The 18,844-nt window shown below is 70.5% G+C and carries 18 protein-coding genes; 12 read left to right on the top strand and 6 right to left on the bottom strand.

Annotated features, from left to right (window positions below; genetic code table 11):
* Positions 1-5 precede the first annotated feature (5 nt).
* Together GKC29_RS21710 and GKC29_RS21705 are read left to right on the top strand one after the other, a co-directional pair.
* A complete protein-coding gene (locus GKC29_RS21710; RefSeq protein ID WP_230688753.1) occupies positions 6-1,619 on the top strand; it encodes a gamma-glutamyltransferase family protein in 1,614 nt (537 codons plus the stop codon).
* On the top strand, positions 1,612-2,064 hold the full coding sequence (locus GKC29_RS21705; RefSeq protein ID WP_155332574.1) for a RidA family protein: 453 nt from the start codon (positions 1,612-1,614) through the stop codon (positions 2,062-2,064). The genes GKC29_RS21710 and GKC29_RS21705 overlap by 8 nt, the downstream gene beginning before the upstream one ends.
* A 74-nt stretch (positions 2,065-2,138) precedes the next feature.
* Here GKC29_RS21705 and GKC29_RS21700 read toward each other — a convergent pair whose 3' ends face one another.
* The gene (locus GKC29_RS21700; RefSeq protein ID WP_155332573.1) at positions 2,139-3,740 is read right to left on the bottom strand and encodes a hypothetical protein; all 1,602 of its coding nucleotides are present in this window, start codon (positions 3,738-3,740) and stop codon (positions 2,139-2,141) included.
* 190 nt (positions 3,741-3,930) lie between these two features.
* Between GKC29_RS21700 and GKC29_RS21695 the strand changes: the two genes are divergently transcribed.
* A complete protein-coding gene (locus GKC29_RS21695; protein WP_196255684.1) occupies positions 3,931-5,370 on the top strand; it encodes an MFS transporter in 1,440 nt (479 codons plus the stop codon).
* Here the strand turns inward: GKC29_RS21695 and GKC29_RS21690 are convergent.
* Positions 5,357-7,072, bottom strand: a complete 1,716-nt coding sequence (locus GKC29_RS21690; protein WP_155332571.1) for a CdaR family transcriptional regulator — start codon at positions 7,070-7,072, stop codon at positions 5,357-5,359. The genes GKC29_RS21695 and GKC29_RS21690 overlap by 14 nt on opposite strands.
* 127 nt (positions 7,073-7,199) lie before the next feature.
* Here GKC29_RS21690 and GKC29_RS21685 point away from each other — a divergent pair, with 127 nt between their 5' ends.
* On the top strand, positions 7,200-7,655 hold the full coding sequence (locus tag GKC29_RS21685) for a heme-binding protein (RefSeq protein WP_155332570.1): 456 nt from the start codon (positions 7,200-7,202) through the stop codon (positions 7,653-7,655).
* An 82-nt stretch (positions 7,656-7,737) separates the two neighbouring features.
* On the opposite strand, the gene GKC29_RS21680 is transcribed toward GKC29_RS21685, so the two are convergent.
* A complete protein-coding gene (locus GKC29_RS21680) occupies positions 7,738-8,130 on the bottom strand; it encodes a Na-translocating system protein MpsC family protein (protein ID WP_155332569.1) in 393 nt (130 codons plus the stop codon).
* A 310-nt stretch (positions 8,131-8,440) separates the two neighbouring features.
* On the opposite strand from GKC29_RS21680, the gene GKC29_RS21675 reads away from it, so the two are divergent.
* Positions 8,441-9,538: a Nif3-like dinuclear metal center hexameric protein gene (locus GKC29_RS21675; RefSeq protein WP_230688752.1), complete on the top strand. Its 1,098-nt coding sequence runs from the start codon at positions 8,441-8,443 to the stop codon at positions 9,536-9,538.
* Between the two features lie 9 nt (positions 9,539-9,547).
* Positions 9,548-11,110: a permease gene (locus tag GKC29_RS21670; protein ID WP_155332567.1), complete on the top strand. Its 1,563-nt coding sequence runs from the start codon at positions 9,548-9,550 to the stop codon at positions 11,108-11,110.
* Between the two features lie 96 nt (positions 11,111-11,206).
* On the opposite strand, the gene GKC29_RS30090 is transcribed toward GKC29_RS21670, so the two are convergent.
* Positions 11,207-11,437, bottom strand: a complete 231-nt coding sequence (locus GKC29_RS30090; protein WP_230688751.1) for a hypothetical protein — start codon at positions 11,435-11,437, stop codon at positions 11,207-11,209.
* Positions 11,438-11,446: 9 nt separating this feature from the next.
* Between GKC29_RS30090 and GKC29_RS30085 the strand changes: the two genes are divergently transcribed.
* From GKC29_RS30085 to GKC29_RS21650, 4 genes are all read left to right on the top strand, one after another.
* On the top strand, positions 11,447-11,653 hold the full coding sequence (locus tag GKC29_RS30085) for a hypothetical protein (protein ID WP_230688750.1): 207 nt from the start codon (positions 11,447-11,449) through the stop codon (positions 11,651-11,653).
* A complete protein-coding gene (locus GKC29_RS21660; RefSeq protein WP_196255683.1) occupies positions 11,646-12,056 on the top strand; it encodes a hypothetical protein in 411 nt (136 codons plus the stop codon). Before GKC29_RS30085 ends, GKC29_RS21660 begins: the two co-directional genes overlap by 8 nt.
* A 135-nt stretch (positions 12,057-12,191) precedes the next feature.
* Positions 12,192-12,743 (top strand): PadR family transcriptional regulator, encoded by a 552-nt coding sequence (locus tag GKC29_RS21655; protein ID WP_155332566.1) that lies wholly within the window; start codon positions 12,192-12,194, stop codon positions 12,741-12,743.
* Positions 12,744-12,766: 23 nt separating this feature from the next.
* The gene (locus GKC29_RS21650; protein ID WP_155332565.1) at positions 12,767-14,488 is read left to right on the top strand and encodes an acyl-CoA dehydrogenase family protein; all 1,722 of its coding nucleotides are present in this window, start codon (positions 12,767-12,769) and stop codon (positions 14,486-14,488) included.
* Between the two features lie 336 nt (positions 14,489-14,824).
* Here the strand turns inward: GKC29_RS21650 and GKC29_RS21645 are convergent, their stop codons facing one another.
* On the bottom strand, positions 14,825-15,166 hold the full coding sequence (locus GKC29_RS21645; RefSeq protein WP_196255682.1) for a helix-turn-helix transcriptional regulator: 342 nt from the start codon (positions 15,164-15,166) through the stop codon (positions 14,825-14,827).
* Between the two features lie 217 nt (positions 15,167-15,383).
* Positions 15,384-16,028, bottom strand: a complete 645-nt coding sequence (locus GKC29_RS21640; protein ID WP_155332564.1) for a dihydrofolate reductase family protein — start codon at positions 16,026-16,028, stop codon at positions 15,384-15,386.
* A gap of 152 nt (positions 16,029-16,180) precedes the next feature.
* Here GKC29_RS21640 and GKC29_RS21635 point away from each other — a divergent pair, with 152 nt between their 5' ends.
* Positions 16,181-17,119: a hypothetical protein gene (locus GKC29_RS21635; protein WP_155332563.1), complete on the top strand. Its 939-nt coding sequence runs from the start codon at positions 16,181-16,183 to the stop codon at positions 17,117-17,119.
* Complete coding sequence (locus tag GKC29_RS21630) at positions 17,116-18,789, top strand: pitrilysin family protein (protein ID WP_155332562.1); 1,674 nt, start codon at positions 17,116-17,118, stop codon at positions 18,787-18,789. Before GKC29_RS21635 ends, GKC29_RS21630 begins: the two co-directional genes overlap by 4 nt.
* Positions 18,790-18,844 lie beyond the last annotated feature (55 nt).

Genomic DNA, 18,844 nt, shown 5'->3' with positions numbered 1-18,844 from the left:
CCCGGGTGAGCGTGGACTGGCCGGCACCGGCCCGCAACGCGGTCCTCGCCGGCGAACACATGGCCGCCGCGAGCCACCCGGCGGTCAGCGCCGTCGGTCATCGCGTACTCGCCGACGGCGGCACCGCGATCGATGCGACCGTGGCGATGGCCGCGATGTCCTGGCTGGCGCTGCCAGGTCAGTGCGGCGTCGGCGGCGACGCCTTCGCCGTGATCCGTGAGCCGGACGGGTCGGTGTGGACGATCAACGGCAGCGGGTACGGGCCGGACGGCGCCGAGCCGGACTTCTACCGGGCGCGAGGACTGTCCGCGATTCCCCTCACCGGGGCGCTGGCCGTGGCGGCTCCGGGTGCGGTTCCCGCCATCGCCGCACTGCACGTCCGCGGAGCGACGCGCAGCCTCCCCGAGTTGTGGGCGCCGGCGATCGCGGCCGCCGAACGCGGTCTGCCCTGCACCCGCAAGACCCGCGCGGACATCCTCGAGCACGAGGCGCAGTTGCGTGCCGACGAGGGAGCCCGGCGGACGTTCCTGCGCACCGGCCGGGCACCGCAGGTCGGCGAGCGGCTCGCGCAGCCGGAACTCGCGGACTCGCTGCGGTCGTTGGCGGCCGATCCCCGCGCCCTGCACACCGGCGACCTGGCTGATCGCGCGGTGGCCGCGCTGGCGGCGGCCGGTGCCCCGTTCAGCGGCGACGAGTGGGCAGCCTCCGGCGTCCCGATCGAGGGCGAGGCGATCGCCGGGCGGTACGGCGACCTGGTCGTGCACGCGACGCCGCTGCCCACGCCGGGTTGGATGGTGCTCCAGCAGGCGGCCGTCTGCGACGGGACGCTCGCCGGCCTGCCGTGGCTGGGCGCCGAGGCGGTGGGCTGGCTCGCCGGTGCGGCCCGGCAGGCCTTCCGGGACCGCTGGGACCGGTGTGCCGCCGACACCGACGCCTGGCGGGCGCTGCTGCGACCCGAGGCGGTGGCGGACGTGCGCGCGAGGCTGTCCACCGGAGGGCGTTCCCTCGTCACGGCCGGGCTGACACCCGACGGGGACACCACGACGACCGTCGCGGTCGACGGCGACGGCCGCGCGGTCAGCTTCATCCACTCGCTCGCCTTCACCTTCGGCGCCCGGATCACCGTCCCCGGCACCGGCATCGTGCTCAACAACCGGCTGGGACGCGGCGCGTACCTGATCGACGGCCACCCGAACCAGGTACGACCGCGGCGCCGTCCGCTGCACACCTGCCTCGCGTGGCTGGTGACCGACGGCACGGGAGCCCTGCGCCACGTCGGCAACACGCCCGGCGGCGACGGGCAGGTGCAGTGGAACATGCAGGTGCTCTCGCACCTGGTCGACCACGGCCTGGATCCGCAGGAGGCGGTGTCGGCGCCGCGGTTCAGCGTCTTCCCGGGCAGCGACGCCGACGTGGTGGGCGCGCCCGACGAGCTGATCTGCGAGTCGCGGCTGAGCGAGCGGGTCCTGGCGGGTCTGCGCGCCGCCGGGCACCCGGTCCGGGTGGTGGGGCCGTGGGACGCCGGCGGCAGTGCCCTCGTGGTCTCCGTGGACGAACGGCTGGGCTGCCTCGTCGGCGGTGCCGACCCCCGGCAGGACGGGGTGGTGCTCGGTGGCTGACCCGGCCGGCCGGGGCGCCCTGGCGGCCCCGCCGGCCCCGCAGGGCCACTACGTTCCGGCGGTGGTACATGCCGGCACGGCATACGCGGCGGGCATGACCCCGCGGGTCGACGGCCGGCTCGTTGCGCGCGGGCTGGTGGGCGTGGATCTGACCGTGGCCGAGGCGCGCGCCGCCGCCGGCCTGGCGGCCGGCAACGCCCTCGCCGCCGTGGCGCAGGCGGTCGGTGGACTGGAGCAGGTGCGACGGTGCCTGCGGATGACCGTGTACGTCGCCTGCCGTCCCGGCTTCACCCAGCACACTGCGGTCGCCGACGGCGCGTCCGAGGTGCTGCGGGACTGGCTGGGCGACCGCGGCGCCGTCGCGCGCTCGGCAGTCGGGGTGGCGAGCCTACCGTCCGACGCCCCGGTCGAGGTGGAGCTCACCGTCGCCGTGACCGCTCGTTGAGCCCGGTCGGGCGGCCCGGCGGAGGCGGTCGGGCATCCCTGCCCGGCCGCCTCTGCAGCAGGTGTTGCCGAGAACTAGGGGAAGAAGACCACCGCGAAGAGGGTCCCAACCACGAGCCCACTGATGACCGGGATGAAGCACTTGCGGGCAAGGTCGATCACCGGCACCCGGGCGAAACCGGCGACGGCGATGAGTGAGGACCAGGCGACGAGCGTCCCACCACCGGACCAGATGTTGCCCATCTGCCCGACGGCGGCGAGCGTCTCGGCGCTGATCCCGGTGGCCGGACCGAGGCTGCCCGCCAGCGCTCCGGTGAGCGGCAGGCCGGAGAAGCCGGACCCGTCCAGGCCCGCGATCAGGCCGACGATCAGGATGCCGAAGGCCGCGACGAAGCCGCTCTGGGGGATGTGGTCCTGGGCCGCCACGACCAGGTCCGGCAGGAGGGCCGGCCCTTTGGTCGGGTCGGCGGTGCCGAGGATCTGGCCGGAGAACTCGCCGTTGCCGATGAAGAAGAATCCAGCGATCGGCAGCACGACCCCCATGGCCTTGAAGGCGAACACCAGTCCGTTGACGACGTGCTTCGCCGAGCTGTCCAGGAAACCCTTGCCGTCCCCGGCGAGCGCCGCCAGGAAGACGGTGAGCGCCGCGATGCCACCGACCAGCGCGGCGGCGTCCCCGCCCCGCAGGTCGGGCACGCTGTCGGAGAAGGTGGCGACCGCCATGTACACGATCAGCGACAGGTAGGCCGCCGGTACGAAGATGGCGAAGAAGGTCGGAATCATCGGGTTGCCGCGGTAGCTGACGGCGGGCTCGTCGGGGCCGCCGTCCCGCCCCCTGTCGTACTCCTCCCGCAGCGCGACGCCGTGCCCGATGGTCGGCGCGGTACCCCGCGGTGGCGGGACGTCGCCGCCGCCGGCCTCGCGCTCGCCCGCGCCGACCTCGATCAGCTCGCGCTCGCGCCGGGTGACCGCCAGATCCCGCGCCCGTTGGTCGCCGCTGCTCGTCGCGGTCTCCCACTCGACGAGCAGGGCCGGCTCGGGCCGACGCATCCGGCGGAACTCCATCAGGTAGGCGACCGCCAGGGCGACCCCACCGACGACGAGGGACAGCACCAGCGCCCGGTCGGCGACCAGGTTCGCGTCCGCCCCGGCGGACGTCGCCGAGAGCCCCGGAGCCACCCGGATGACGTAGTCGGAGGAGAGGGCCATGCCCTGGCCGGCGATCGCCACCACCAGGCCGACGGCCATCGGCCGTAGACCCGCGCGGATCGCCACCGGTATGAGTACGGCACCGATCAGCGGCACCGCCGGGGTCGGCCAGAAAAACAACGAGATGAAGTACGTGACGACCACCAGCGTCCAGAACGCGAGGTGGCCGTTGCGCATGACGCCCCGGAACGGGGCGACCATCTTCCGGTCGGCGCCGATCGCCTGCAGCGAGTGCAACATCGCCGTCACCAACGCGATGATCAGAAATATGTTGAACAGCGCCGTGGCCGCCACAAGACTCGCGTTGAACACCGCGGAGAGCGCACGGACGATGCTGTTCGAGAAGACGAGCGCGGTCGCGAACGTCGCGACCACCGCCGGGACTACGATGTTCTTCCGGGCGATCATCGTCCCGATGATGACCACAACGCCGGCGAGATAGACCCAGTGGGTCGCCGTTAGCTGCATGTGCCACCTCACTGCCGCTTGCAGGGGGTCGATTGCTGGTCAGCGTCCGCGTGCGGACCGGTAAGCGTCTAGCGCCGATGTGCACAGGCCGGCGGGCAAAGATTGTGCAGGGCGGCCGTAGCACTACCCGGCCGTCGCGGTGCACGCTCGGGCGGTATGTGACCTGCGCATACGACGGGAAGGACGGGACGTGCGGGACACTCGGCCGCGGGTCACAGCCGCGCAGTCGTTCACCGCCCCGGCCAACCCGCAGGGTTCGCCGCGGCGAAGGTCCGGCGGGCTCGGCGTACTGCTGACCCTGCTCGGTGCGACGCTGCTCGGCACGGTCATCAACAACGTGCTGAACGTGCCGCTGCGCGACATCACCACCGATCTCGGAGTGTCGCTCTCCGCCGGCGTGCTCGTGGTGAGCAGCTTCGTCCTGGTCCTGGCCGCCGGCATGGCGTTGAGCGGCTGGGTGGGCGACCGGTTCGGCCGACGCCGTACGGTCATCGTGGCGCTGGCTGTGATGGCGGTGGCCATGGTCGGTGCGGCGCTGGCGCCGTCGCTGCCGGTGCTCGTCGCGATGCGTGCCCTGCAGGGCGTGGCGTGTGCGGCCTACCCGCCGGCCGTCATGGGGATGCTCGCCACCATCTACGGGCCGACCCAGCGGGCCCGCACGATGAGCGCGTGGGCGGCCGCCAACGGCATCGGACAGGCGATCGGCCCCCCGCTGGGCGGTCTGCTGGCCGATCTGGCCGGCTGGCGGGCGATCTTCTGGTGTCTCGCGCCGGTGGCCGTGCTGCTGCTGGCCGCCACGGTCCTGGTCGTGCCGGACGACCGGGGCCACACCACCCCGCTGCATTGGCCGGGCGCGGTCTCGTTGACCCTCGGCGCCGCGTTCGTGATGACCGCCGCCACCGCGGTCCCGCAGGACATGGTGCCGCCCTGGCTCACCGTCACGCTCGCCGCGACGGGCGTCGTACTTCTGGCGGCCTTCGTCATCTCCTCGGCCAGGGCTGCGGCGCCAATCATCCGACCGCGTCTCATCGTCGAGTCGCGGTTCCTGCGCAGCACCGTGGCCGCGGCCGTACAGATGTTCTGTCTCGCCGCGACACTCGTCGCGGTTCCGCTGTACGTCACGGGCGCCCTCGGGCGAACCACTGCCCTCACCGGCCTGCTGGTCCTGGCGCTTCCCGCCGCCATGGCGCTGCTGGCTCCGCTCGTCGGCCTGCTCAGCGAGCGCACCCGGCCGCGCTGGATCCTGCGCGTCGGACTGATCGTGCTGGGCACGGCGGAACTGCTGCTGGGGCTGTACGCGGGCAATGCCGGCCGGAGCGTGGCGCTGCTCGTCGCACTGCTCATCGCGGTCGGGGTGGGCGTGGCCCTCGTCCAGACGCCCTCCGCCGCCGGGGCGACCCGGTCACCCGCGGGCCGATCGGGAGCGGCCCTCGGTCTGTTCAACATGATGCGATTCGGCGGCTCGGCGCTGGGTGCGGCCTGGGTGGCCGTCGTCTACCCGCACGATGCTCTGGTGCTGCTCTTCGCCGGAGGCGCGGCGGCCGCCGGGCTCGGGCTGGTGGTCAGCTTCATCGGCCCCGACCCGTCCCCGCCCGACGACGACGCGACGTCGCCCGCTACGCCGGGCTGAGATCCCGGTCGACGGCCGTCACCGTGTCGGCGAGCAGCCCGAGCTTGTAGGCAAGCCACACCGCGAACTGGTGCTCCGCCTCGCGTAGGTCCAGTTGCAGAAGCCGGGAGGCGCGGTCGAGCTTGTAGAGCATCGTGTTGCGGTGGATGTGCAGGTCCCGCGCGGCGGCGTTGAGGTTTCCGCCGGATGCGATGTAGGCGATGACCGCCTGCTCCAGGTCGTTCCCGCCGGCGCGGGCGCCGCGCAGCGGGGCCAGCACGTCGCGGGCGAAGGCGCGCCCCTGCGGGCTCTCGGCGAGTTCCACCAGGGTGGCGTACACGCGCAGGTCCTGGAAGCCGCACACCCGGTCCATGCCGAGACGGTTGCGGATCCCGAGAGCGATGCGCGCTTCGCGGTAGCTGTCGAAGATCCGGGCCGCGCCGCCGACGCAGCGCCCGTACGCCACGGCCACCCGGTGGTGTGTCCTTCGTTCCAACTCCGTCTGCAGGGTGTACGCGAAGTCCGCCAGCGCCCGGTCCTCCGCGCCCGGCGAATCCCGCCGGCCCGCCGGATCGACCTGGCGGACCACCGCGAGCACGTCGCCGACGACGGTCGCCAGGGTGTGCGCGTTCGGCCGGGCGTCCAGGCGGGTGACATGCCGGGCCAGCTGGAACAGGGCGGTCGGGGAGTCGGGGCTGCCGACCGAGCCGAGTCCGCTCGCGACGACCACGCCGAAGGTCGCCCCGACCGGGAAATCGTAGTGCGCCGCCCGGGCTTCGAGCTCGTGCTGAGTGGAGAAACGGCCGTGCAGCAGTGCGTGAACGAAGTCGCCCCGCGCCCGCTCCTGCGCCTGCTCGATGCTGCGCAGGCGCAGCATCTCGGTACCGACGATGGTCGCGGCCTGCTCGACGACCACCCTGTGCTGCGCGATGTCGTGCGGCAGGGGTGGATCGGCTGACTCCACGATCACCACCCAACCGTCGTGGCGACCGCCGAGCAGGATCGGGTTGAGCACGCACGTCGCGCTGGCCCCGTCGATCAGCAGCGTCCGGACCTCAGGACCGGTGTTCGGCTGCTCGGAAACGAGCGGTGGCGGCGCCGCCGCGGCGTCCTCGCGCAGCGCGTCCGCCACCGCCGCCGCCTCGAACACGCGGTCGCGGCTGCGTTCGAACGCCAGGACCCGGTACTGCGGGTCGAGGATCGCGGCCGTGCACCCGGACAGCCGGGCCATCTGGTGCCCGAGCGCGGCCAGGCCGGCCCCGCGATACAGCAACTCCACCAACGAGCGGTGCACTCGCAGGCCGTAGCGGAGGACGTGGGTGTCCCGGGCCAGGACGAGTTCCGCCACAAGCTGGCTGAGGTGTCGGAACGCGACGTGCGCACCGACGTGGATCACCGGCAGGTCGACCGCGGGCTGGGGAGGATCAGCGATCCCGCCGGCGACGACGACGGCCGTGGCGTTGCGCCGCCCAAGACCGGCCAGGAGCGTCGGTCGGAGCTGGTCGGCCCGGGCATGGACGACGACGCCGGGCAGCGGGTCGTCGCTGGCCTGGACCTCGTCCCAGGGCAGACACCAGGTGACAGCGGTGTCGAGCAGGTCGGCCGATGCCGCCGTACGGGCGGGGCGGAGCAACCGTTCCTGCATCAGTCGGCCCACCGTCAGGTGCTGCGGATCCGCGTCGCCGGGCGGGCTGTCCGGCACACTGGCCGATGGGTCACTCACGACAACTCCTTGGACAGGTTGCACAAGTTACCCTCGCGGCCTCGCGGCAGTCTAGCCATTGTTCGCGATCTCCGTGCCCCGGCAGGCTGTAGCCACGGACCGCCCGGCAGTGGGCAGAGGAGGCACGGTGCACAGGATCTACCGAATCACGCTCGACGACGCACTCCCCATGCTCGCGGCAGCTCGAGCGAAGGCGGAGGAGATCGGCGTCAGGCAGACGATCTGCGTCTGTGACGACGGCGGCCATGCGATCGCGCTGCACCGGATGCCGGGTGCCCGCCTCACCGGGGTCGACATCGCGATCGCGAAGGCGTTCACCGCGGCCGGCCACGAGCGGGCGACCCACAAGTTCAACGAGCCGCCGAACGGCCCGGCGCTGCCGGGCAACGAGGCGTTCGGGATCAGCCACATGCACCCCGGAAAGTTCGCCATCTTCGTCGGCGGGTTCCCCATCGAGTACGACGGCCAGATCCTCGGCGCCGTCGGGGTCAGCGGCGGCAACGGCGAGCAGGACAAGGCGGTCGGCGCGGCCGCGCTCGAGGCGTTCGCCAAGCACGTCGCGGACCTGGGGCTCGGCGGGTAGTCCCGGGTCACCCGCGTCGTCGCTGACCTGCCGCCGACGAAGCCGGCACGTCAGCGGCGCCGTCCGGACCGGGCCGGCGCCGCTACGGATACCGTCGGGCCTCGGTGAGGACCAGCGGGGCGTCGAGGACCACCACCGTCGCCGAGAGCTCCGTGCTCGGGTCGTAGTCCTTGAGGACGACCCGTACCGCAAGTCCGATCTTGTCCCGGAACTCCTGGGCCAGCCGCCGCTTGCCCTCGTCCAGCAGCGCCACGTCCACCTCGCGGGTGATGTCGCGGTGGGCGGGATCCAGCGTCGCGAGCGCCTTGACGCGCTGATGCTGGGCGAGGATGAGGATCCGGTCGTCCAGGAGGTCGACCCGCTGCCGGCTCACACCGACGCCGGAGATCCCCTGGTTGACGCTGTTGTACACCCGCAGGATCTCCTGCTTGAGCTCTCCGGGCGTCCGCGGCGGGGTGCTGGCTGAGCGATCCATGGCGCGACTCTAGTGATCGTCGGACGGTTCGGTCGAGGTCTTGACACCCTCCGGCGGGCGCCGATATATATCACACACCTCTGAGGCGCTGTTCCTACGGGTACGGGCCGACGAGGACGTCGTGTTCAGAGCCGACGAACGGTCTAGGGAGCTTCCGTCCCGAAGAGCCCGACAGCTGTCGCCGATGGCGGTTGGCGGTCTGCGCGAATTTCGCGCACGCCGCCAAGTCCGAGCGGTGGCAGCTTCTTGCTTCCGCCGCACCCGATCCAGTGCGCGTCGCACTGACATCAACGGAAGGCGGACGAAACGCGTGACGAACAAGACAGCGTCGCAGACCGGTCCGACGGTGGCCGATGTGGTCGCGGCCCTCGATGGGCTGACCGGCGGCCGGGTCACCAGCTCCGACGGGGGCCGCAACCCGTACGTGATCAGCAAGGACTCGGGGATACCCGGCAAGGCGGTGACCGAGCGGCCCGGCCTGGTCTGGGGGGCCTCCGACAAAGCGGTGCGGCGGCTCGCGGTCGCCATGACCATCACCGAGCACCACATCGAACTTGCGCATGCCAGCGGCGTGGACGCGATCGTTGCGCACCACCCGATCGCGGACGCGGCGAGTTCCGGTGGAGTGACGCTCGCCGACTACCTTTCGCTGTACGGAATCGCGGTGCTGGAGTGCCACGAAGCCTTCCACGGACTGCACCCCGGCATGGCCTACCTCCACGGCCACCAGCCCTTCTACGTCAACCCCGCCTACGACGGGGTACACGGGCTGGTGGTCATGGTCGGCCGGCCGCTACCGGGCGTCACCACGGTCGGTGACGTACTCACCCGGCTCGACGCGGGCCTGGAGCGGTCCCTGGACCTGCGCATCCTGGACGGGGAACGCTCCGTCCGCCAGTGCGCCGACCTGGTGGACAGCGCCACAGCTCCGGGGATGCGGGTGCTCGCGGGTGCTCTCGACGATCCGCTTGGCGAGGTTGTCCTGCACGCCTTCCCACACACCGGCTTCGGGGAGAAGCAGCTCGCCCAGCTGCTCGCCGAGTATCCGGCCATCTCAACGGTCATCTTCAGCATCAGTGCGGCTCCCCCGGACTCGGCCGTGGTGGCGAGCGCGGCCGCGCGCGGACTCAGCGTGCTGGTGGGCAGCAGCCATGCCTCGGAGGTCTTCGAGAACGGACTTCCGCTGGCCTTCGGACTGTCCGCCCTGCTGCCGAACGTCGACGTTGTCCTGTTCCGGGACCGGGTCGTCTCGATCCCGATCAACAGCGTGGGCACGGGCGCCTTGCGCGAGTACGGGCGGTCGGTGGCGCAGGAGCACCTGCTGCCACTCGCCGAGGCCGTCCGCGCTCGCGCCGCCGCGACGACGCTCGCGGCCACACCCCTTAGCCACTCCGAGCACGCAAGCTAGGAGACAACCATGGAAATAGCGCCTGCGCACTGGGTGTACCTGGCAGGTCTGGCCTCCCTGATCGTCGTCATGGTCGCCCGGAAGAACGTCGTCGTTCCCGCCATCGCCGCGACCTTCCTCACCGCCGTGACCTTCACCGGCAGCGTGCCCGGGGGAGTGGCGTCCGTGTTCCGCGCCAGTCTGGTGGCCGCGTCGGAACTGTTCAACATCTTCCTCATCATCGCGCTCGTCACCGCGATGCTCGCGGCGCTGAGAGCCATCGGGGCCGAGCACCGGATGGTGGCGCCGTTCCGTCGGCTGATGGTGAGCGGGCCGGTCGCCTACGTCGTCCTGTTCGTTGTCACGTACATCTTCGCCCTGTTCTTCTGGCCCACGCCGACCCTGGCGTTGATCGCGGCGATCCTGCTCCCGGCCGCCATCCGGGCGGGCCTGTCCCCGATGCTCGGTGCGATCGCGATCGCCATCGCCGGACAGGGCATGGCCCTGGCCTCCGACTACGTCATCGGTGTCGCGCCGAGTCTCTCGGCGAGCGGCGCCAACGTGTCGGCCGACCTGATCGCCGACCGGGCCCTGGTCCTGTCGTGGGTGGTCGGAATCGTCGCACTGGCGATGAGCTATGTCCTGACGGTGCGTCGTCGCGGGCTGAGCACTGCGGCGGCAGATGAGCCCAGCGCCCAGACGAACGTGGCGCACCGCGCCGAACTCGCGATCGCTGGAGTGGCCGGCGTCAGTGGTACGGGTGGCACCTCCGGGCAGCTCGGCCACGCTCTGGCGACGAAGCAGCCACCGCCGGAGGCGCTGGAGGAGCGGGAGGCGGTAGCCAGTGACGCCCGGCTCGACGACGATCCTGCCGGCCAGCGTGGACAGGATGGGCGGGCCAAGCTGTTCGCCGTCCTGGTGCCCGTCGCTTTCGGCGCGCTGCTCGTCTACATGCTGCTCGGGCGGTTCACCGACCTGGTGTCGGTCGACGACGGTGCGGGGGCCCCGCTGGTCGGCGGCATGGCAGCACTGCTGCTTCTCGCCGTTGCGGTGACCAGCGACGGGGTCCGCTCCCTGGAGAGCTGCGCCGAGCACGTCGTCGAAGGCCTCTCCTTCGCGTTCAAGGCGATGGGCATCGTCATCCCCATCGCCGGCTTCGTCTTCATCGGCATCTCGGACTTCTCCGGCCGCATCATGGGGTTGGCAGAGGACCAGACGGCGCCAGGATTCCTGTTCGACGCTATCCGCAGCGTCGAGGAGCACATCCCGAGCAACCCGATCGTCATCATGTTCGCCGTCCTGCTCGCCGGCATGACGGTCGGGCTTGACGGATCGGGTTGGGCGGGGCTGCCGCTCACCGGCTCCCTTTCGGAGGCGCTCAGCCCGCACGCCGGAGTCGACACCGCCACGCTCGCCGCCATCGCGCAGAACGGCGCGTCCTGGACCGGCGGCGGCACCCTGGTCATCTGGTCGTCGCTCATCGCCGTTGCCACCTTCTGCGGGGTGTCCGTGGTCGACCTCGCCCGCAGGCTGTTCCTGCCCGTGGTTACGGGACTGGTCGTCAGTGTGGTGGTCGCCGCGATCATCTGGTGAGGCATTCGCTCACCAGAGCGGACGACGCCGGCGCTGCTGTCGCGGATACACCGTGCGGCAGCGCCGGCATCAGGAACGCCAGGACGTCGTCCTCGGTCAGGCGTTCGTCGCCTTCAGGCGGTCCAGCACGAAGGCGAGGATCTCGACCTCGTAGCGGTAGTGCGCGTACCGGCCTGCGGTGCCGAAGTTGCGGGACGCATACCGGCGGCAGCGCGGCAGGAGGTTTTGCCTCCATTGACGGCGTCGTTGCCGACGACAGCCGGCAGCATCCAACGGGCCTGGCCGTCTGCCCGGCTTGTGGACGTCATCAATGACCTGGCTGCCCACGATCAGGCGGTGCTGTACTTCCAGCTGTGGGCAGTCATGGACGGTGGCGCGTTCTGGAACGGCCACGAGCGGCTCGACAAGCCGCTTGACGTCGGCAAACCGTGGCAGCAGGTCGTCGAGGATGCGCGTGAGTCCGCACTAATTGAGGCCGCGTTCGTGGTTGCCCGGCCCAACCTGTTCGCGACCGTCGAGTGGATCGATCGTGCGGATGTCTGAAGGCGACGGACGTCAAGATGAGGGACCGCGCGGGCCGATGACCGGCGATATTGTGGACACCGTCGCACTTTCGCGGCTGTGGGATGAGCGGTGGCCGGGCTGTTCGAAGCTGCCGCATGAACTTCGAGCCGTGCGGGACCGGTGGGTGCGGTTCCACACTCTGCTGGGCTCCAAGCGCTATTCCGACACTGAGAACGAGTACGCGGTCGTTCTGGGCAGGTACAACACCGTCCTCGCCGAACTGGTTATTTTTACCGGTCCCGTACTTCTGGTCGTCACCGCGGGCTACTCCGATGCTCCCGAGCCATGGAAGCCCTGCCGGCCGCCGGAAACCGTGGCGGCGCACCCGAACCCCCTTCAACGCGGTTTACGAGTGAAGGCCGTCGGTACGCCGAGCGGGTAGCGGGGCATAAGGCGCGGGACACCCAGCCGCCCTAGACCGGCGACCGAACCGCGGCTGTCGAAGGGCGCGTCGCCCGCGACGCAGAATGTCGCCGGGGGATTGCTATGCAACGAGTTGCATAGCAGGATCGCCGGTGTGGCACTGGAACACGCGATTCTCGTCTCGCTGCTGGAGCAGCCCGGGTCCGGCTACGAGCTGGCCCGGCGGTTCGAGCGCTCCATCGGCCGGTTCTGGACGGCTACCCACCAGCAGATCTATCGCGTCCTCAGGCGGATGGAGACCGACGGCTGGGTCACCGCCGAGGAGATCGGCCAGGATGGGCGCCCCGACAAGAGGCGCTACTCCGTGACCGCGGCTGGCCGAGGGGTGCTCGCGAGCTGGCTGCGGGAACCCGTCCAGCCAGAGACGGTCCGCCACGAACTGGCCGTGAAGATCCGCGGCGCAGCGTTCGACGACGATGCCGGCCGGGCTGCACTGATCGTCGAGGTCGAGCGGTACCGCGCCGACCACGAAGCCACCCTCAACCGCTACCTGGCCGGCGAGCGGCGTGATTTCCTCGACGCCGGCGAGCTCGACGCGGGCCAGCGGTTGCGGCACGTCGTGCTCCGGGGTGGCGTCGCGTACGAGCGGATGGTCCTCGACTGGCTCGACGACGTCCTCGAAACCCTCCACGGCCTCGGCCGCTGACTCCCCAGGAAGGCACTGCCACCATGGCGAACTCGTTGTTGCTGAACCCGCGCACCTACGACCCCGCACACCTCGACGACGAGACGCGCAGGCTGCTCCGCGCCACTGTCGACTTCTTCGAGAACCGCGGCAAGAAGGCACTGGTCGACAGCTACAACGACCGGGCCTGGTACGGCGACTTCCTGGACTTCGTCGCGAAGGAGGGCCTGTTCGCGACGTTCCTGACGCCGGCAGCCGACGGTGGCGGGGCCGAGGGCAGACGCTGGGACACCGCGCGCAACGCAGCGCTCAGCGAGATCCTCGGCTTCTACGGTCTCGGCTACTGGTACACCTGGCAGGTGACCGTCCTGGGTCTCGGGCCGGTGTGGCAGAGCGCGAACCTGACCGCCCGCGCCAACGCGGCCCGGCTGCTCGCCGACGGTCATGTCATGGCGTTCGGCCTGTCCGAGCGCAGCCACGGCGCCGACATCTACTCCACCGACATGATCCTCACTCCGGACGGCGCGGACGGATACCGGGCCAACGGCGGCAAGTACTACATCGGCAACGGCAACGTCGCCGGCCTTGTCTCCGTCTTCGGCCGCCGCGCCGACGTCGAGGGGCCCGACGGCTACGTCTTCTTTGCCGCGGACAGCCGCCACCCCGCCTACCGCCTGGTCAAGAACGTGGTGAACGGGCAGATGTACGTCAGCGAGTTCCGGCTCGAGGACTACCCGGTACGCGGCGAGGACGTGCTGCACACGGGCAAGGCCGCGTTCGACGCCGCGCTCAACACCGTCAACGTCGGCAAGTTCAACCTTTGCACCGCTTCCATCGGCATCTGTGAGCACGCGATGTACGAGGCGGTCACCCACGCGCACCGGCGGGTGCTCTACGGCAAGCAGGTCACCGACTTCCCGCACGTGCGGCGCGAGCTCACCGACGCGTACGCCCGGCTGGTCGCGATGAAGTTGTTCAGCGACCGTGCCACCGACTACTTCCGGTCGGCGGGCCCTGACGACCGGCGGTACCTGCTGTTCAACCCGATGACCAAGATGAAGGTCACCACCGAGGGCGAGCGGGTGATCGACCTGCTGTGGGATGTGATCGCCGCGAAGGGTTTCGAGGCGGACACCTACTTCGACAAGGCCGCCAAGGACATCCGTGGCCTGCCGAAGCTTGAGGGCACCGTGCACGTCAACCTCGCCCTGATCCTGAAGTTCATGCCGAACTACCTGTTCCAACCGGCCGACTTCGCGCCGGTACCCACCCGTCAGGACCCCGCCGACGACGAGTTCCTGTTCCGGCAGGGGCCGGCCCGCGGCCTCGGGGCGATCCGGTTCCACGATTGGCGCGGCGCGTACGACACGTACGCCGACATCCCGAACGTGGCGGTGCTCCGGGAACAGGCCGACGGACTCTGCGCACTGCTGCGTGCCCACGCCCCGGACGAGGATCAGCAGCGCGACCTGGACTTCCTGCTCACCCTCGGTCAGCTCTTCGCGCTGGTCGTCTACGGTCAGCTGATCCTGGAGCAGGCCGAGCTGACCGCCCTGGATCGGCACCTGCTCGATGAGATCTTCGCGGTACTCGTCGGGGACTTCTCCGCCTACGCGACGGAGCTGTACGGCAAGGCGGCCACCACCGACGCGCAGGCCGCCTGGGCCGTGGCGCACCTGCGCCGCCCGGTTCCGGACGCGTCCCGCACCGCCGCCGTCTGGGCTCAGGTCGAGGCGCTCGCAGGCGCGTACGAGATGCAGCCGTAGGACGCGGTCGGCCTGATCGAGCGCTGCGGGCGGCCGGGGAACGTCCCGGCCGCCCGCGGTTGCCCCGCCGGTATCGGCCATCCCGGCAGCGCGGAGGCGAGGACGCCCGGTCGAGCGGTATGGCGCACCGAACGAAGTCGTCAGGAAACCGGGGCAGCGGCTGTTGTGGTGCGGTACTGATGCCGGCGTCGCTGTCGTGACCATCAACGTATGTGGCGCCGGGTCGGACGCCGGTGATCAGGTGTGCAGCAGACGGCGGACCTCGCCGAGGGCGAGGGGTATGAGGTCCTACCGGTCGTCCTGTCAGCGCTCGGGCGCGGTCCTCGGCGGTGCCGCTCAGCGGGCCTTCTTCGTCGCCCGCTTGCGGGGCGGCGTCAACAGGTCGGCTATTCCCGCGATCGCGGACGGCACCAGGCGGTAGTAGGCCCAGACGCCGCGCTTCTCGCGCTCGAGCAGGCCGGCCTCGGTGAGGATCCGAAGGTGGTGACTCACGGTCGGCTGGGACAGGTCGAGCGGCGCGGTGAGGTCACTCACCGACGCCTCGCCCTCCGGGGCGGACTGGATCAGACTGAGCAGTCGCAGTCGGGCCGGATCGGCGACTGCCTTCAGCACTCCCGCGAGCCGCTCGGCGTCGGCACGCTTGATCGGCTCGCCGGCAAGCGGCGAGACAGCAGGCATATCAGTTCTCACAGATCCCACGCCTTCCATCGTCGCACCAACACCAGGATCGGCCGCGTGAATCAAGACGCTGTCACCGTCCGTTCGCGGGAAGGGAACAGTTGACGTGCGCTTGTCAGGCTGGCGGTTCACCTGGATGCCTCGTCGTTCTCAGTTGGTCAACCACCTACGTTCCTGGACATGAGGCGGTCAAACACCGACCCTGACGCGGGGTGGCTCAGCCGTCGCGCCCGGCACCTCGATCGGGTGCGCTCATGTCCCCCGTCCCGGGCGTGCCACCGGCGAGCCCGTAGCGCAGGTACACGGTGCCCTGCTGACCGGCAACCGGCGGTTCGAGGAGTGTCAGGTTCGTGGGCACCGCGCCACCGTCGAACACCTTCTTCCCGACGCCGAGCACGATCGGGTACACCCAGAGGTCCAGACGGTCGAAGAGCTTCTCGCGCAGCAGAGTCTGCACCAGGTTCAGACTCCCGACGACCTTCACGTGCTCGTGCCGGTCACGGATCTCGCGCACCGCGCCGGCCAGATCCGGGCCGAGCCGGGTTGACCCGGCCCACGAGAGGTCGGGCCTGCCGCGCGAGGCCACGTACTTGGGGACGCTGTTGAACAGCGTGGCGATCTCGTTGTCCTCGCCGCCCTCCTGGTGCGGCCAGTAGGCGGCGAAGATGTCGTACGTCCGCCGGCCGAGCAGGAGGGCGTCCGTGCCCTCGTACGCGGCACCGACCTGCGCCCCGGTGACCTCGTCCAGCAGGGGCGCCTGCCAGCCGCCGAACGGGAACCCCACCGGATCCTCGTCGGGGCTACCGGGCGACTGCCCGACGAAATCCAGGGTCGTGAACAGCTCGATGTGGATCAGGCCCATGCCTTACTCCCGATGAGTCGGTTGTCTCGGTCGGAGAGGTAGACCAGTGGGCGCCGGCAGACTCATCGCTGCCACCGGCGCCCAGCTTCGTCGTCGTCACAGCATCGCCCGGCGGGTTACCTGCGCCGACGTCCCACCCTATGCTCTCCAGCGTGCCGATCAAGCTCCTCAACCGCGCCGCGTCCCCCACCCACGACCCCGTCGAGCACTATCCAGATCTGGCTCCGCTGCGGCAGGCGCTGCACGCCGAGGATTGGCGTGCCGTGGTCGCGTTCTTCGATCGGCTGCCCGACGGTGACGATCCGACGGTGGCCACTGACATGGTCGCGCAGATGAGGGGCGTGGAGACGTACCTGCGGTCGGTCGGCGGGCCTGCCGAATCGCCGCTGGCGGGCACGCTACTGGGGGTACGTCTCGTAATGCTGGCCTGGGAGGCGCGCGGATCGGCACGGAGCCAGTACACGAGCAGTCGCCGGTTCGCCTCGTTCCACGAGACCCTGCGGGAGGCAGAGGCGGTGTTGAGTGAGGTCACCGCGGCCGATCCGGGCAACATCGCCGCCTGGACGGCTCGGCTGTGCATCGCGCGCGGGTTGGAGATGGGACCGGCTGAGGCGAACCGGCGCTATGAACGCGCCGTCGGAGCGCGGCCGCACCCGTTCACCGCGCAGCTGGCCTATGTGCAGCAACTGTGCCCCAAGTGGGGTGGTTCGCTGGAGAAGATGCATGACTTCGCGCGCCGCTGCGCCGAGGAGGCACCACCGGGTTCGCTCAATGCCGCCGCGGTGGCCGAGGCACATCTCGAGGACGCGTTCTACGAGGGCACGTTCCACTACCTGCGCCGGCCGAGAGTGCTCACCGAACTGCAGGATGCGGTGGCGGTATCGGTCGGGCATCCGGACTACCGTCCCGTGCACGGCTGGGTCCGGGCACAGAGCAGCTTCGCGATGGCCCTCTGGTACGCCGGCGACCGAGCCGGGGCCGCGAGCCGAATGGCCACGCTCGACAACCGGATCACCGAGTACCCGTGGCGCAGCGTCCGTCAGTTCCGAACCGTGCGTCGCCGCCTGCTGCGGATCGGAGCACGGGGATGAAGCAGTACGAGATCGACGGAGTGCCGGCGCTGTTCGTCAAGGCGACCGGGCCGCTGCGGGCCGGCCTCATGTTCCGCGTCGGTCGAGTGGACGAGCCGTTGCCACTCGCGGGCGTCTCTCACCTCGCCGAACACCTGGCGCTGCACCGGCACGGGCTGATGGATCACCACGCCAACGCCACGGTCGATGCGACGACGACGCACTTCCACACCTCCGGTACCGCGGCAGAGGTGGTCACCTACTTCGCGAAACTGTGTACCGGGTTGATCGACCTGCCGGTGGACCGGCTTGGTGTGGTGAGGGAGATCCTGCGAACGGAGGCCGCCGGACGTGGCGGCGGCGTGAACGCGAGCCTGCCCCTGTGGCGCTACGGCGCGCAGGGGTACGGCCTGGTCAGCTACGCCGAGTTCGGCCTCAACCAGATCTCCGGCGACGACGTGCGGTCGTGGGTTACGGAGAACTTCACCCGGGACAACGCGGTGCTGTGGGTGGCCGGTGACGACGTGCCGGCTGATCTGCGGCTCGACCTGCCGCCCGGGCGGCGGCGACCGCTGCCGGCGCCCACTTCGGCGCTACCTGACACGCCCGCCTACTACCACGCCCCGGTCGACGGCATCGTCATGGACACCGTGGTCCCCAACGGGGTGGCTGGGCAGCTGTTCGCGGCCCTGCTGGAGCGCGCGCTCTATCGCGAGCTACGGCTCGAAAGCGGGATCAGCTACACGGCTTGTGCCGACTACTCGTCGCGGGGCGACGGCATGGCCACGATCACGGCGTACGCCGACGCGCTGCGTGAGAAGCACACGGCCGCCGTCAACGGCTTCGTCGACACCTTCAGGCAGCTGGCGAAGGCGGGCATCGATGAGCAGGAGCTGAATGCCGTACGGACGAAGGCGCTGCAGAGCCTGGCGCATCCCGAGTACGAGGCGAGCCGGCTGCCGGGCGTGGCGGCGAACCTGCTGACCGGTCAGCCCGTGCCGACTGTCGACGAGGTCTCCGAGGGACTGCGGTCGGTGACCGCCGCCGACGTTCACACCGTTGCCACCGAGGCTTACGCCAACGCGCTGCTCCAGGTGCCGTACGGCGTTCCCGCCGACACCATCGGGTTCACGCCGGCACCGACGACCTCGGACGCGGCGGTGGAGGGCAGGCGGCACGCCGCGCGCAGCGGCGACGGGCAGACGTTGATCGTCGCTGACGACGGTGTCTCGGTGACCGACAGGTCGGGCAGTGCGCTGACGGTGCGCTTCGCCGAATGCGCGGCGCGACTGCGGTGGCCGGATGGCGCCAGTGTGTTCCTCGGGCTCGACGGCATCACCGTGTCGGTCGAGCCGACGCTGTACCGCGTCGACGCCCTCGACCTTGCTGCGCTGGAGCGGGACGTGCCGGAAGGGCTGACCGTGACGATGCCGGAGCGTAGCCCCGACCAGATCCCGCAGCCCGAACGGCGTGGCTTGGCTCGTCGCCCTGTGCGCAAGACGGAGTTCATGATCCTGGCGCCGATCACCGGGCTGCTGGCATGGGCTCTGGTCAGTCTGGCGAACGCCTGGCGGCCGGAGGACGGCGAGTTCGCCGAGAAGTTGCTGCTGGTCCTGTTGGTAGCCGTCGCCGTGTGCTTCGTCCGGGTGTTCCTGGTCGGGCTCTACCGCATCCGGTTCGGCCGTTGGTGACCGGCGACGCCTACATGGACGTGGGCGAACGGCGGGCGCTCGGGCCAAACAGCTC

The organism is Micromonospora sp. WMMC415, from assembly GCF_009707425.1.
Classification (GTDB): domain Bacteria; phylum Actinomycetota; class Actinomycetes; order Mycobacteriales; family Micromonosporaceae; genus Micromonospora.
The sequence above is the reverse complement of the archived record's forward strand: the minus strand, read 5'-3'. Positions and strand labels throughout refer to the sequence as shown.

What these genes read in the sequence shown, in the direction of transcription:
- GKC29_RS21670 (WP_155332567.1), top strand. Translation starts at nt 9,548, where the DNA reads ATGGAAATAGCGCCTGCGCACTGGGTGTACCTGGCAGGTCTGGCCTCC.
- GKC29_RS21680 (WP_155332569.1), bottom strand. Translation starts at nt 8,130, where the DNA reads ATGGATCGCTCAGCCAGCACCCCGCCGCGGACGCCCGGAGAGCTCAAG.
- GKC29_RS21700 (WP_155332573.1), bottom strand. Translation starts at nt 3,740, where the DNA reads ATGCAGCTAACGGCGACCCACTGGGTCTATCTCGCCGGCGTTGTGGTC.
- GKC29_RS21660 (WP_196255683.1), top strand. Translation starts at nt 11,646, where the DNA reads ATGTCTGAAGGCGACGGACGTCAAGATGAGGGACCGCGCGGGCCGATG.
- GKC29_RS21630 (WP_155332562.1), top strand. Translation starts at nt 17,116, where the DNA reads ATGAAGCAGTACGAGATCGACGGAGTGCCGGCGCTGTTCGTCAAGGCG.
- GKC29_RS21645 (WP_196255682.1), bottom strand. Translation starts at nt 15,166, where the DNA reads ATGCCTGCTGTCTCGCCGCTTGCCGGCGAGCCGATCAAGCGTGCCGAC.
- GKC29_RS21650 (WP_155332565.1), top strand. Translation starts at nt 12,767, where the DNA reads ATGGCGAACTCGTTGTTGCTGAACCCGCGCACCTACGACCCCGCACAC.
- GKC29_RS21640 (WP_155332564.1), bottom strand. Translation starts at nt 16,028, where the DNA reads ATGGGCCTGATCCACATCGAGCTGTTCACGACCCTGGATTTCGTCGGG.